Genomic DNA, 15,423 nt, shown 5'->3' with positions numbered 1-15,423 from the left:
TTGAAGACGGCTGGTTTTTTTAGTCCGTATCGCGAACGCTGCTGATTTCCTCTTGCTCAGGGCCACCGCATTGCTGAGGAAATAGGCAGCTTATCGCGATAGGACGGGGTCCGGTTTTATTCCGTCCACTATACTAACCTGTTAATAGCCAACAACTAACAACCATCGATTACTGCCCTAAGATGAAAGCCTCTCCCGCCATTGAGCATTCCATGCTGGGCCATTCCATGGGGTCATCCCATGGTGGAAGCAATGCGGTGGCCTGGAGCTAAGCTAGGCAGTTACGTAGGGGTCCAGCCTGGAAGGCTCAGGGGCTACCGAACAGCCATGGCTGCAGGAACAAACCTAGTCTAGATGAATAACGAACTTCTAAAACGGCCAGGGCAATACCTAAACTTCATCCCCAATTCAACACCACCTTTCTGCGGTTAAACCATCATTCCCGACAATTGACGAACCCTGTCCTACTACAGGTCTAAGCAATACGAGCATCTTTGCTGCCGACAATCAACCTTCAATCTTTTCATTCTATGAATGCTTTTTCCTTCGTCAGTAAGTCGTTTTTCGTACTCTTAGTGTTGCTGGCCAGTCTCAGTTCCTGTCAGAAATCCGAAAAAGATCCGGAACCTGAACCCGAGCCAGAGCCCGTAACAGACTTAGCCACGAAGGTGGCGGGTAAGTATGTCTTCAGGAAAATCGTTGTTAATGGTAAGCTGGAATATACCGCAGAAGAGGCGGGGATGCAGGGCTCGATTACGCTGACGCGTAAAGCTACTTCGAAAGTGTCCATGGCCGTTAAAATTCAGCATACGGATGACAATTCCGATTTTCTCAATCAGGTGGTAGACAATCTGGCCGTGACCGAAGGCTCGGGTGGCGGATACATCCTCAGTGCTAACGGCAACCAGCTGGCCACAACCGCGGGAAAAACGCTTACGCTGACCGTAACTGATGGCGAGGGCAATCGCTATGTACTGACGAATACAAAATAGTACGCATAAAGAAACGGCCGTTTCCACTGAGAGAAAACGGCCGTTTTTTTATGCGTTTATCACTGCGAAGGAATCTTTCATCAGGCTCAGGGCATCACGACCCAGATTCCAGCGATTCAGAATATTAATCTTCCGTACCACTTCCGGATCTTTGGGCTGGTCAGGTTCCTGATAATAATCTTTCATCAAACCCGTCATTCCCGTTACAATTTCCGCCGTTGTTCCTGCCACTAAACGTTCAGGATCTTGCTGAGCGAGCTGAATCAGGGCCCGAACCATCGAAAAGGTATAGAACCCGCAGTCAATGTCCTGATGCCGGATTGGTACGCCATCGTGCAAACGTTGCAACGTCACCGAGCCATCCTCCAGCAGATCCGAAGCCCGCAGGTTTTCTTCCGGCTGTGGAAAGGCCAGATCCAGTTTATGTTTGAATTTATCCCACCAGGGCGGCAACGCACCCGGTCGCAGGGTATCACAAAACAATACACGTTGGGGCAACGCTGGCTGGTGAGGATTCATCAATAACAGAGCCGCTCCGAGGTGTCGGTCATCCGCCGCATGCCGCCGCTGGATCACAAAACACTGCGTCTGTTCCACGCCCTTCGCTGCCAGTGCTTCGGTTTGTTCTTTTACCAGGTACAGGGATTCCATCATGTACCCTTCCGTAATGACATGAATGGGCAGTTGTGACGTTTCTTTCGCATCCTGTTTCAGCTGATCTGCCAGTAGTTGCAGGGCCATAGCATCCGTTCGACGCGTACCAAAGTACATACCAATGTTTTCCTCCCCGCCGCTCGTATGTTCCACGGTATTACCGTGAACATCCTGCCGGGTAACGGAATGATAGCGGAAACAAACTTCCCGGTGCTCGCGGTGAGCGGCCAGGTTGTATAGTCGTTTCTCAAAAGTCGATAACAATGGCTCGTAGGCGTCCAGCGAAAAATATACCTCGCTGGCGGGCCGAAGCAGGTGCCGGGCAATCGCCTCGTCCTGCAGTAAGTATTCAAAAGCGTCTTCGCGGTGCTGAAAAAAGCTTCGCAAGGCTCCGTTTTCAATAAACTCCTCGCGACTATTCGCGTCGCCAGTATTCGATTCCGTACCCTGATCAATCCATTTATTCAGAAACACACGCATTTGCTCATCAAAAGCCTGATTGGCCTGGATAGCTCCTTCGTTGGTTGCGGCAATGGTTTCTAGTGGGGCAATGAACCGTTGTTCATCGAGGGTACTGGTTTGAGTCATTTTCGGTAGTAAAAAGTTAGGTACGCGTTAGGCAATAGGAAATGTTCAGGCATACCAGATGCTAGGAATAGATACCTGTACAGCCAATAAATAACTAAGGAATTAAGATTGAAGGAGTCGTTTGGATGAGGTGTGCAACCGTCTCACAAGATACTACTTTCTTTACAATTTTTTGAAGGAAAACATTCGTCTCAATCCTTAAATTTTCATTTATCTTCTATTTCTCTAAAAATGCAGTTCAATCGCAGCCTACTTCCTCTGTTTTTAAAAATTTCTTAATATTCCAGCCTGAGCGGAAGCCACAGGGACTTCTTCAGGAAAAACGCCAGCCCTTTTCAGAGCCGGCGTTGCTTTGCACTAGGTATTCCGGGAATCGAGCAGTCGCGGCGGAACGTATAGTTCCCCCGTTGTAGCATCGATCAGACCGTTCTTTTCATCCTCAATATTGGTCGCTTGTGTATATACGTCACCCGAAATAGGACGCTTTCGGAGTTCTTCTTTGAAGAGCCGAATCTGCTCGGCCCGCTGCTCATTGTCCTGAGGACCACCGTAATCCGCGAATCCAAAGCCACCCCATTCACTCACAATCAGGGGTACCTGCTTGCGGAAAAAGAAAGGATCGCCCACCACGAGCGGAAAAGCCGCCACCCGGTCCAGATTACCAGCCACCAGTTCGTCGAGCTGTTGTTTCCAGCGTTCCAGCTCATTGGCGTAGATGTGGGCGGTCATCAAATCTGACTTCAAGCGACCTTCAAAAGAGATATGCCGCCAGCCGTCGTTGTCTACCACCAGAAACTGCGGATACGCAAGTTGCATGAAGTGGTACATATCCATAATGTACTGCCGGGTTTCGGGATTGGTTGCAATATCCTGAGCCCCCCAGTCTTCATTGTACAGACTCCAGATCACTACCGACGGGTGCGTGGCAATTAAAGCGAGCATTCGCATGAGTTCTTCCCGATGGTTGGCCCGGCTTTCCGGACTGGAACGGTGCGGACTCGGTACCTCCACCCACAACAGCAGACCCATGCGGTCGGCCAGTTTGTAAATGCGGGGATCAACTCCGGCAATGTGGATACGTACCAGATTACAGCCCAGCTCCTTCATCGCGTACATGTGCTGTTTGATCTCTTCGTAACTGGCTGCTCCGGGCTGATACAGAATACCATCCAGGTAAACGGGTTCGTGGTTGAGATACAGGCGGGAACCGCGGGCTTCGAATTTGCGTAGTCCAAACAGCGTTTCAATGGTGGCGGCATAATCGTTCGCATCCACCAGCTCCGCTTCGAGTCGATACTGATAAGGTGATTCGGGCGACCAGTACTGAGCATCTGGAATGGCCAGTACCAGTCGCTGATTTTTCTGACCCGCTTCGAGTACCAGTGTAAATTCATCCTCGGCAACGGGCGGGGTATCGGGTGTTTTGTCAAAGACTTTCAGGCGAATCCGGTACGTGCCCGGATCATGAATACGAGTGGTCACGGTAAACCGAACCAGATTATCTTCAATGATGCTGACGACGCCGACGCGGGAACGCAGCCGATTCCGCTCGACGGTTTCCAGCCAAACGCTCCGTACCGGTCCCGTATAGGTCTGGTACCAGATGCCGCCCCGCTTGTACACGTAAGATTCCTGCTTGCCCCGTGGAATATCGGCGTTCATGGTACTGACAATGCGTACCGTAAGGCGGTTGCTGGGTCGCAGGATTTTTTCTTCCAGTTCGTACGAAAACGAGGTGTACTCGCCAATGTGTTTAGCTTCTCCTTCAATCGTCACCAACGGAAAGCCATTCAGCCAGACCTGCGTTTCGTAGCCGCAGGCTCCAAAGGTGAGTTGCAGAAGCGAGTTTTCTTTTTCACCGACGGATACCGGCCATTCAAAATCCCGTTCGTACCAAACTACTACCTGATCCCGCCAGCCTTTCTGTTCTCGCTTACCCTGAGCTAAATGAGCTTCCACACTGCCGGGCCACTGGGCTTCATCCTCGTAGGGATGGTTGACATACCAGTTTTCCTGCAAACCTTTATCTTCCAGATCCAGAGCAAATCGCCAGGTGCCATCCAGCAAAATAAAATCGTTGGGGCGTATAACGGCTCGCGGCAGGGGGCTTACAAACGTGTCTTCCGCGAGGTCTTCTTCTTTACATTTGGCTAATCCGTAGTTCGGATGCCCGGTCCCATGATCCAGCTCCATCGTTAACAAGAGTTATGTACGTACTACTGACAGCAAGCCCGAAACAAACTGTGCCAGTAGTGGTCTCTCGTCAATGGGCTCCGTCGATTGTATCCCGCTTTTCTTTGGTAAGCACGGGTTTATAGGTCACATTCGTAATTTTCAGAACCACCGGATTGGGCCACTGATTATTGGTATATAATCGCTGCCCGTTCACGGCACTCACCGCCAAGCCAAATGCCGTGGGTTGTACCGATACACTGGCGTCAAAGCCCTGCCGGTATTCGACCAGCTCACTGGCGTAACCGAGTACCTGTACCTTCGTCTGAGCAGTACCTTCCAGCGAGTGAAAAATAAAGTCTTTCCGCTCGCCGTACTTCCATTCCTTGCCGCCGGGCACAAACACGTACACGGTGTTCTCCTCTTTCGCTTTCGTAAACCAGTAGTGCCCCTCCCGAATCAGCGGCCAGGGCCGAATGGTGGCAACGCTTTCCTGATTTACCAACTGCCACAGAGCCACTTCGCGAAGTAAAGCTTCCTGCTCGATCTGGATTTCGCCGCTGGGTTTAGGACCCACGTTAAGCAGCAGATTGCCACCCTTGGCCCGGGTTTCGATGAGCATGTTGATAATCTCGGTACCCGATTTATGGGGATCGTTGGTGGGTTTGTACTGCCAGTCGGTGCCCATTGTAAAACAGGCTTCCCAGGGACCGGGAATGGGCTGGTCGGGTAGCGTTTGTTCGGGCGTATTCATCTGCCCACGGGTCACGACCACATTTGGCTGTAACTGCCAGGCGTATTCCTTTAACCCTTCCGCCGGGCCGTCGAAAAAGAGTACGTCAATGGTACCGTAGTTGGTCAGTAGTTCTTTGATTTGCCGTTTGTCGTAGGCCATCAGTTCGGCATTGTTGGCCGGGTAGTGCTGCGGGTGCTGCAAACGACCAATGGGGATTTGATGCTGGTACAGGAAATAAAAATCTTCGGGCGAAAAGTACAGCCCAATGGCAATCCCCTGCTTCCGGAACGCCTCAATCACTTCCTTAAGAATATCCCGTTTAAAGGGCGTCTGCATGACCTGGAATTTCGTCGTTTGCGTATTCCACATACAAAAACCCGAATGGTGTTTGGCCGTAAAGACGACGTATTTCATGCCCGCGAGTTTCGCCAGTACGGCCCATTCCTCGGGGTCGAATTTTTTAGGGTTGAAGGTTTTCGGTAATTCAGTGGTAAACCGCTGGAGGTAATCATTGGACGCTCCAGCCATGGAATGACTGATCACGGCTCCGACCTGCGAATCCAGGCTCCAGTGGATAAACATACCAAAGCCCAGATCCATGAACCAGGCTTCGCGTTCGGGCTTGTTACTTGTTTGCTGGGCTGCGGCTATCGCGGCCCATAGGACTAGAGGAAGCAGGAAAATCGTTTTTTTCATGGATTCAGGGAATGAGTTCACCCACCAGTAACAGCTGCCCGGCGTAACAGGCGTTTTCTTCGTACCGACGCGGTTCATCGATGGTTTCATTGCGGGCCTTGAGAATATTGGCCTTGTCCAGTTTTTCGCCGGAAACCCGGAACCGGAAGGTATGCTCCTTTTGCGGGTCGATGGGGAGTACAAAGAAATTAGAGCGGTAATACGTACAATACGCGTCAAAGCGGTCAATTTTCTGCTGATAATCCTGATCAAGTTCCAGCACGTATTGACCGCAGCCGGGTCCCATGACGTCATACAAGCCGCAGGCCTGCCCTTTCATGCGTACTTCCAGGTAATCGCCAGGTTGGGTGGATTTGAGCAAACGAGTAAAACGGTTTTTCATCAACCGGGCCACCGTATCCGTTTCGGGCGTCAGTACCTGCCAGTTGCCCTGCCGTTTGAGTTGTTCGAAAGGAACCATCCGGGCGGCTTCCCAGTGATCCGCGACGTACGGTTTGGGGAGGAGGTGAGCCTTCAGCGTAGATTGTTGCGAGGAAAGTTGTTGTAAAGCCTCATCCAGTGCTTCCGCGTACAGAGCGTGACCGGTTTCGGCGTAAGGGTGTACGTTGTCCGGGGAAAAGACGATTTTATCGGGATGTTCTTCACGTTTTCCCTTGAAAAGTAACGTTCCTTCTTTCGCCAGAGCCGCTACTTTTAAACCCATACACACACTCGGCACGCCGTAGTGCTCGGCAATCTGTTCCATGGCCAGTGCGGAAGGCGGCAGTTTTCCCCGCTGGAAATACGGAGCCAGATCGGCCGTGATTGTGTACACGAAACAAATGTCGATCTGCGGATTTTGCCGCCAGATTTTGCGTACAATCCCTTCCATCGCCCGGTAAATCTGCTCGGGCTTTTTGCCGTTGTCGTTCACAGCAAATTCCACGAAGACCAGATCGGGTTTTTGATCCAGTACCTGCGGCTGAACCCGAAACACGCCCAAATCGGACCCTGTACCGCCTACACCCGCATTGATGCCCGAAAATTGAGCTTTGGGATAGCGTTTCTGTAAGCCTTGTACCGACTGCTCCCGCCAGCCTTTCCCCGCTTCGGTGATACTACCGCCGAGGTAACCGATCGTCAGGTTTTTCCCGGCTTTAATTTTCTGAAAAAAGAAGGGCAATCCCTGCCGCGATCGGAGTAAACGGGCATTCTCCAGTGAATCGGACTGAGCTCGTACGAGTCCTGACAGGAAAAGAAAAAAGAATAGCAGGTAACGCTTCATGCACTTGACTTTCGTTTGTACGCCTAAACCTACGGAAGCGGCAAATGTTTCGTTGCCGCTTCGGGGGCATTCAGTACCCTTCGTTTTGGGTGAGTTTGGGGTTATACTGACGTTCGGACAAAGGCAGGGGGAATAAGGTTTGATAGGCCTGTACCTGCACCACACTACCGCCACTGTTCACAAACAAGCCGTTATTCGGAACCTGAGGCGTAGATGGAATAGCAGCATACTTGGCGTAAAAGGCATTTAGTACGGGCAACAGGCGATTCGTTCGTACCAGATCAAACCAGCGGTGTCCTTCGTAACTGAGTTCCAGGCGGCGTTCGTTTTCCAGAGCCAATCGTAGCTGAGCCTGACTCTGATTCGATAGCGGCGACAGTCCGGCCCGCGTGCGAACGGTATTCAGATACGGCAGAGCCTCCGTGGCTTGTCCCCCTTCGTTCAGGGCCTCCGCGTACATCAGCAGTACGTCAGCGTACCGCAGCACAATCCAGTCATTGTCGCCATCATTTCGGGCAAAGGGAGCCCCGTTGACGATGTACTTACGGGTATAATAATCGGACGTAGCAGCACTGTTTCCTTTCGTGTAATAACCGACCGATACCGCCTTCCGCCGATCCCCTTCCGGGAAGGCATTGGCCAGATCCTGCCGGATCATGGGACCACCCGACAAACCCACCCGGATGATGTCCGTACCCGAATACGTCGGCAGGAAATTACTGGCAAAGCCACTCCCCAGACTCACGCCGCCGGACAGATACCGTACCGCAAACAGAATTTCCTTGTTCATTTCATTCGCCGTTGAGAACACGTTGTCGTAATTCGTTTCCAGCGTATGTACACTCGCCAGATTTCCTGCTGTCGGAGTACCCGGAATCAGCTCGCCCAGTACCGTGGCGGCCTGCTGGTACTGGCCCTGCGTCAGCAGTACTTTCCCCAGCAATCCCTTGGCCGCCGTACGGGTGGCCCGGCCCAGATCAGCCGCTGGATAGGTAATGGGTAATCCGGCAGCGGCTTCGCGTAAATCTTTGGTAATCTGAGCGTATACTTCGGTAGCGGGCGTGCGACCATAGTCGTAGGCTTTCTGGTAATTGTCGCCCAGATCTTCCGTTACCAAGGGAACCGCTCCCCAGATACGGACCAGATTGAAGTAATTCAAGGCCCGGATAAATTTCATTTCGGCCAGGTACCGATTCCGCAGCGTTGTGTCCATGGCTACTGTTCCGGCCCGAGCCAGTACGGTGTTTGCCCGACTGATGCAGCGGTACGAATCCGTCCACATGGTTTGCAGGTTAGGGTTGTTTTCTTCCACATTAAAAATGGAGAAGAAATAGCGGGCATTGGCAGAAACGGGTTCGTAGGCGTTGTCACTCGCCATCTCCCCAAATATAAAATAGCTGTTGTTGTAAATAGGCTGTAACTGACTATACACGCCCGTCACGGCAGCGGATACGTTGGTAGCCGTGCTGAAGAGTTTATCCGTAGGAATTTTGGTAGGGTCCGTTAATTCCATGAAGCTTTGCTGACAGGAAACCAGAAAGCCCGTAACCAGCAGGAGTAGGAGCAAAAGTCGTTTCATACGATTGAATGTCTTATAATTAAAAACCCAGATTGAGACCAACGGTGATGGTACGAGCCAACGGATAAGAAGCCGAATCGTAGCCGTAGGTTGGAGCCGTGGTATTGCCGTTGTCGTTGGCTTCGGGGTTGTAGCCGATGTACTTGGTGAAGGTGTAGAGGTTCTGACCGCTCACGTAGAGACGTGCCTGTTCGAATTTCCAGCGTTTTATGACTTCCGAAGGCAGACTGTAGCCGAACGAAACCGTACGGATTCGCAAAAACGAAGCATCGTAGACATAGCGACTCGACGGGTTGTTGGCTCCGCCCGACGCGGTATTCGTAGCCCGGGGTTGCCAGCCATTACCCGGGTCACTCGGCGAACGCCAGCGGTTGGCGACATCGGTGATGGTATTGGCATTGCCGTTGAAGAAATAACCTGAACGCAACCATTGAGCCCAGATTTTATTCCCTTGTGAACCCTGCAGGATGATGTTCAGATCGAAACCTTTCCAGCTCAGCGTATTGGTAAGTCCGTACGTGAATTTGGGTAGCGGATTGCCGAGGTAGGTCAAGTCTGAGGCGTTGATTTTGCCGTCGCCATTCACATCTTCGTACTTGATATCTCCGGGCTTGGAACCGCCGCTGGCCCAGGTTGCTCCCGCATCCACCTCCGACTGATCACGGAATACGCCAATCTGCCGGTAGCCGTAAAATTCACCCAGCGGCATGCCCGGAATCACGATGGCGTAGTTGGTGAACCCACCCGCACTGTAGTAAATGGGTTTGTCCGTCACCAGCGAGACGACACGATTCTGATTGAAAGAAATGTTACCGTTGGTCGTCCAGTTCAAATCTCTTCCGCTCACGTTGCGGGACGTAATCGACAGTTCCAGCCCCTTGTTTTCAATCTTACCAATGTTTTCCAGCACCGAACCCGCGATTCCCACAGTTGCCGGAACGTTTCGGTTATTGAGCAGTCCCGTCGTGAGGCGTTGGTAGACGTCGGCAGTTAAAGAGATCCGGTCTTTCCACAGGCCCAGTTCCAGTCCAAGATCAGTTTGCTGGTTGGTTTCCCAGGTCAGGCCCGCGTTGGCAATGTTGGTTGCTGCGTAGCCGTACACCCGATTCCCCGCTCCCGAACCAAAGGCGTAGTTCGCCTGCGTCGCGTAGCTTTGCGAGGCGTAATTGCCAATGTTGTTATTACCCGTCAGACCGTAACTGCCGCGAATTTTCAGATCGCTGATGATTGCTACGGATTTCATGAAGTTCTCTTCCGACAATCGCCAGGCTGCCGATACCGAAGGGAAGGTAGCGTAGCGGTTGTTCGCCCCAAACCGGGAGGAACCATCCCGACGAAGGGCCGCCGACAACAGGTATTTGTCCTTGTAGCTGTAGTTCACCCGACCCAGCCAGGAAACCAGATTGTTTTTGGAATACGAATTGGTCGCCGTCGTGGTACCCGCCCCGCTGATGTTCGTAATCAGATCGTTGACAAAACTGCCGTTCACGCCGGTGATCACATTACCCGAACCCACCGCAGATTGAGCGGTATACCCCGCCAAAAGATCGAAGGAATGATCCGCTCCGATGGTTTTGCGGTAGTGTAAAGTATTTTCCCAGAGCCAGTTAGAGCTGGTATTCAACCGCTTGGCCGCCGCGATATTATTCACCAAAGGATTACTGATGTTAGCCGTTGGAGCCGTATTGGAAGGCATGGTTGCGGGCACGAACTGATTCCGGGTATCGGTATTGTACTCGACGCCAAAACTGGTTTTGACGCTTAAATCCGGAATAATCTCCCATTCGACGAAAGAGTTGGCCAGAAACCGGGGACTACTCCCCCGATCCCGGTACTGATCGAACTGCACCGTTGGTCCGCGGAAATTGGGCGAAATGGAATTGGCTCCCTGCGTCAGCGGATAATTGTTCGTATTGGCGTAATCGCCGTTGGGCAGGCGTTCGGGAAACAGCGAGGGCATCACCAGAGCCGCCGCAATCGGGTCAGTACCCACGGCAATGACGGAGGCGTCGTTCGTTCCGGCGACGGTCTGGTACTTCGTATTGGTTAGCGAAGGAGCCAGTACGACTCCCGCCCGTACGCGTTTCGAAAGCTGGGCTTCCAGATTGGCCCGTAGCGTGAACCGTTCAAATTCGGTGGCCTTTAGAATTCCTTCCTGTTTCAGATACGAGCCCGACACGTGGTAGCGAATTTTCTCACTGCCACCCGAAGCCGACAATTCCTGTTGCGTCATCAGAGCCTGCCGATAGATGGCATCCTGCCAGTCCGTTTGGGGCAGATCGGCGGGTGGGTTGTCGTAAAACGCGTAGTACTTGAGTCCTGCATTTACCGCCGATTCCTTCGAGAAATCAATGAACTGGACGTTGTTCATCAGCGGAATTTTCCGGGCAATGTTTTGTACCCCAACGAAGGTGTTAAAGTTGATCCGCGTTTTGCCGGGCGTACCGCGTTTGGTCGTGACCAGAATTACGCCGTTACCGCCCCGCGACCCGTAAATGGCCGCGGCGGCGGCATCTTTCAATACTTCGATGGATTGGATATCGCCGGGATTGATCTGGTTGAAATTGTCGGCACCCGCCAGCGGATAGCCGTCGACCACGTACAGCGGACTATTTCCGGCCCCGAGCGAACCCACGCCCCGAATCCGGATGACGGGAGCCGCTCCCGGCTGCCCACCCGTCTGGGCAATGTTCACGCCCGACACCTGAGCCGCCAGAGCCTGGGCCGGATTGGCTACCGGAATATCTTTCAGTTGTTTGGACGAAACGGAACTCACCGCCGTGGACAAGGCCTTGCGACTCTGTTCCCCGTACCCAACAACGACGACTTCGTTCAGGGCCTGGGCATCGGCTACCATCGCCACATCAATAGCGGTGCGACTGCCTACGGCAATTTCCTGTTTTACGTAGCCAATCGAAGAAAAATCAGTGTACCGTCCGTTGTGGTGGTTCGCAGGGTAAACCGCCCTTCGGCGTCCGTGGAGGTACCTATGGACGTGCCTTTGAGTAGTACGTTTACGCCGGGTAAGCCTTGTCCACCTTCGGCCGTCACCCGACCCGAAAGGGTTCGTTCCTGAGCCCATCCCGCCAGAGGTAAGATCAGTAAAAGAGAAAAGTATACTAATAAACGCATACAAAAAATAGGTTTAGATGAATGGACCAACCAGTCTTTGGGGTTTTCCCGCTCCTGAAAACCCTGCATATAACGGATCATAATTTATCCTAGAAAAATGCAATAAAAGACGAGGTAAAGTAACTACCGGAGCGGTTGAAACCAGGGATGGAGATGTTGCAAAAGCCGATGGAAATGTTGCGTATTGCTTCAATGAAAGCCTTTTCTGTGAATTCCTTCGGTCTGGAAGAGGGTTTAGAAACAAAAACGTCCACCGGAGCGGGTGGACGATGGTCATTTAGTTTTTCTGTCGGGCGATTTGCTCCTGTAGGTACTCGGTGGGAGCTTTCCCGAACTGTTTGCGAAAGGACTTACTGAACGAGGAAGGATTTTTGAAACCCACCTCGTAGGTAATTTCAGAAATGCTGTATTTACGTTCCAGCAGGAGCTGCATTGCGTGTTTTAGCCGGATGAAATAAATGAATTCCAACGGGGTCTGCCCAGTCAGGGCTTTCAGTTTTCGGAACAGGTTACTGCGACTCATGCACACGCATTCGCCGAGTTCTTCCACGCTAAATTCTTCGTTACTCAGATTCTGTTCGATGGATTGAATGACTTTTTGCAGGAAGGCCTCGTCGAGCGGATTGCGAGTCAGATCTTTTGGAATGATCTCTTCAGCCGACTGATATTTTCGAATAAGCTGCTGCCGATTTTCGATGAGCGTCTGTACCCGGAGGCGTAACAAATCGGGGTGAAAGGGTTTGGCGACGTAATCATCCGCCCCAACGCCAATACCTTCCATTTCGCTCTCCACGCGGGCTCGTGCCGTGAGCAAAATCAGGGGTACGTGGCAGGTATCCAGGTTACTTTTCAGATTCCGGCATAACTCCAGCCCATCCATCACGGGCATCATGACATCACTGATGATCGCCTGCGGTTCGCGTTGCTGTACGCGAGCCAGTGCTTCCTGACCATTCAGGGCCCGGGTAATGCGATAGTGATCCTGAAAAAGCAGGCTTAAAAATTCGAGTACTTCGTCGTTATCATCCACCAGTAATAATTCGGGTTTCTCGTCTTCGGGCATTCCTAACCAGCGAATGGCTCCGACTTCGCTCTGTACCAGCGGCTCCGTACGGAGGTGAAGCGGTTGCGATTCCAACAGAGCGTTTTGCAGGGGCAGCCATACCGTGAATTCCGTCTGCACGTCCGGTTCGCTGGTCACGGTAATCCGGCCCCCGTGTAGTTCAATCAGACTTTTCACCAGCGATAAACCCACACCCGACCCTCCCCGGTTGGGGTCTGACTGATAAAAGCGTTCGAAAAGGTGGCTTTGCTGTTCGGGGGTCAGTCCACTACCGGTATCCTGCACCCGCAGACACACCCCATCCGGTTCGGACAGGAACAGATCCAGACGTACCTGCCCACCCGCCGGCGTAAACTTGAAGGCATTGGATAAGAGGTTATTCAGTACTTTTTCCAGCTGAACGGGGTCTATATCCGATCGGATTTCGGAAGTTGGAGCCGTCAGTTCAAAGGTAATCTGCCGACGTTCGGCCAACGGTACAAAATTCTGATACATTTCCTCTACCCAGTCCACTAGATTCAACGTCCGTTTATGAAGCTGTACTTTGCCCTGTTCCAGCTTCTGGAACGTCATCAGTTCTTCAATGAGTTGCAGTAATTTACGGCTATTGCGTTGCAGCAACTGTACTTTTTCGCGAACCTTACCCCGTACTTCCGAGCTATTCATTAGCTCTTCAATCGGCCCCGCCATGAGGGTAAGGGGCGTCCGGAATTCGTGCGAAATGTCCGTAAAAAAGCGGAGTTTAAGCTGATGCAGATTTTTGAGCTGCTCTTTTTCAATCTGTTCCAAGGCCAGGGCATCCCGTTGCCGGGCTTGTAGTAGCAGATAACGGATGAAGATGAGGAGCAATACGTGAAAAAGCACAATGTATCCCGTAATGGCCCACCAGGTTTTCCAGGGTGGTGGTAGAATCTGGAAGGTAAGGGCCGCCGGTTTGGCACTCCATTCACCGAAGCTATTCGCGGCTTTTACGCGAAAGGTGTAGGTTCCGGCACTCAGGTTGGTATACGTGGCCGAACGGTGCTGGGCATCGACCGGAATCCAGGCCTGATCAAAGCCTTCCATTTGGTAGACGTAGGTCGTTCCCTCCGGATTTGCCACGTCCAGAGCCGCAAAGTCAACACTGAATACGTTGTTTTTATAATGGAGCGTAATTTCCTGCGTTTCGCTTAGGGACTGCCGTAGTACGGTATCGCCCTGACTGACCTGACCGATTCCCACGCTTTCATTGAAAAGTTTGAAGTCCGTCAAGACAACGGTAGGCAATGAAACCCAGTGTTGAAGCTGGCGGGGGTCAAACCGGAGAAAACCATTCGTCAGTCCGTACAGTAATTGTCCTTTGTTCAACCGACTCATGACATTATAGCTGAACCGCTGGTTGGGTAGGTACGTCTGAAAACGCCCCGAAGCGGGTTGAAAACGCATGAGCCCTTTGATAGTACTGATCCAGAGAAAACCCTGGGCATCGGATACGATTCCATTTACCGAAGGATGCAGTAACCCCTGCTTTTCGGAGTAGGTTTTAACGTGACAGGCTCCTTTCGGATCGGCTGTAATTTGGTGTAAACCCGATTCAGAGCCCGCCCAGATCACCTGTTTAGGGAATTCAACGAGTGCGTAAATCGCACTTCCTAGCGTATGACTAGCGTCTTTGATCCACTCAAAAACGCCGGTTTTGGGGTTGTACCGGCCCAGTCCGCTATTATCGAAACCAATCCAGAGCAAACCCGCCTGATCTTCCAGTAAGGAGCGAATGAATTCCGTATCGCTACTACCGAGACGAATACGGCTCTTTTTCCCATCGGGCGTTCGCCGGTATAAGCCGTGGTTGGTGCCTAACCAGATGTTCTTTTGTGAATCTTCTAGGAAAGAAAAAACGGCGGACCCTTCCAGTTCGGCGTGTACTTGCTGACTCGCCGTCATTCGCACCGCCCCACCAAGCGTACCGATCCAAAGGTCACCGCTGGAGGCTCGTAACAAGGCCCGGTGCTCGTTCCAGAACGAGGATTGACTTTCCAGCCGGAACCGCTCCGTTGCACCATTCGATAGGTTGTAACGGTACAATCCGGTTTTGCCCATCCCCAGCCAAACCGTTGCCCCCGGCCCCGCCGCAATGCTACGCACCTGATCTTCGGCAGTACCGGAGGGAAAGGTATACGACTGAAAAGGCAGCCCACTTAAATCAAGCGTACTGATCTGTTGCTCCGTACCGCACCAGAGTCGTTGCGTACGGTCCAGAAAGAGGCGATACACCAGATTATTGCTCAGACTCTGCGGATTGCTGGGGTTGGTTCGGTACCAGCGAAGTCGTACTTGTGGTGAATCGAGGGCTTCGAGTCGGGCTAGTCCCCGATCCGTACCCAGCCAGAAAGCTCCATCGGGTGATTTGCATAGGTCAAAAATCTGCGTATGGGCCAGCGTCTGGCCGGGAAAGTGATGCAGAGGCTCTGCTTTTCCGTAGCTGTTGCGTTCGGGCTGGTAGGGCAGTCGCCAGAGGCCATCGCCACCCGTGGCCAGATACAAATGCCGCTGATCTTCCAGCAACGA

General features: G+C 52.3%; 9 protein-coding genes. 1 reads left to right on the top strand and 8 read right to left on the bottom strand.

Going from position 1 to position 15,423, the window contains the following annotated elements:
- The first annotated feature begins 530 nt into the window (after positions 1–530).
- The gene (locus BWI97_RS21965; protein WP_102202819.1) at positions 531–992 is read left to right on the top strand and encodes a hypothetical protein; all 462 of its coding nucleotides are present in this window, start codon (positions 531–533) and stop codon (positions 990–992) included.
- Between the two features lie 48 nt (positions 993–1,040).
- Here BWI97_RS21965 and BWI97_RS21960 read toward each other — a convergent pair whose 3' ends face one another.
- The 8 genes from BWI97_RS21960 to BWI97_RS21925 all read right to left on the bottom strand — a co-directional run.
- On the bottom strand, positions 1,041–2,234 hold the full coding sequence (locus tag BWI97_RS21960) for a hypothetical protein (protein ID WP_094816805.1): 1,194 nt from the start codon (positions 2,232–2,234) through the stop codon (positions 1,041–1,043).
- A gap of 357 nt (positions 2,235–2,591) precedes the next feature.
- Positions 2,592–4,427, bottom strand: coding sequence for a glycoside hydrolase family 2 protein (locus BWI97_RS21955; RefSeq protein ID WP_102202818.1), 1,836 nt, complete (start codon positions 4,425–4,427; stop codon positions 2,592–2,594).
- A 70-nt stretch (positions 4,428–4,497) separates the two neighbouring features.
- Entirely contained in the window at positions 4,498–5,838 is a 1,341-nt protein-coding gene (locus BWI97_RS21950) for an alpha-L-fucosidase (RefSeq protein WP_102202817.1), read from the bottom strand.
- Positions 5,839–5,842: 4 nt separating this feature from the next.
- Positions 5,843–7,102: an SGNH/GDSL hydrolase family protein gene (locus tag BWI97_RS21945; RefSeq protein ID WP_102202816.1), complete on the bottom strand. Its 1,260-nt coding sequence runs from the start codon at positions 7,100–7,102 to the stop codon at positions 5,843–5,845.
- Positions 7,103–7,172: 70 nt separating this feature from the next.
- Positions 7,173–8,681 (bottom strand): RagB/SusD family nutrient uptake outer membrane protein, encoded by a 1,509-nt coding sequence (locus BWI97_RS21940; protein ID WP_102202815.1) that lies wholly within the window; start codon positions 8,679–8,681, stop codon positions 7,173–7,175.
- Positions 8,682–8,700: 19 nt separating this feature from the next.
- Entirely contained in the window at positions 8,701–11,550 is a 2,850-nt protein-coding gene (locus tag BWI97_RS21935) for a TonB-dependent receptor (RefSeq protein WP_233207949.1), read from the bottom strand.
- A 32-nt stretch (positions 11,551–11,582) separates the two neighbouring features.
- Entirely contained in the window at positions 11,583–11,813 is a 231-nt protein-coding gene (locus BWI97_RS28435) for a carboxypeptidase-like regulatory domain-containing protein (protein ID WP_233207947.1), read from the bottom strand.
- Positions 11,814–12,090: 277 nt separating this feature from the next.
- Positions 12,091–15,423, bottom strand: a 3,333-nt coding sequence (locus BWI97_RS21925) for an ATP-binding protein (RefSeq protein WP_102202812.1), incomplete at its 5' end; no start/stop codon positions are given.

The sequence above is a fragment of the Siphonobacter sp. BAB-5405 genome, from assembly GCF_002872335.1.
GTDB lineage: Bacteria > Bacteroidota > Bacteroidia > Cytophagales > Spirosomataceae > Siphonobacter.
The sequence above is the reverse complement of the archived record's forward strand: the minus strand, read 5'-3'. Positions and strand labels throughout refer to the sequence as shown.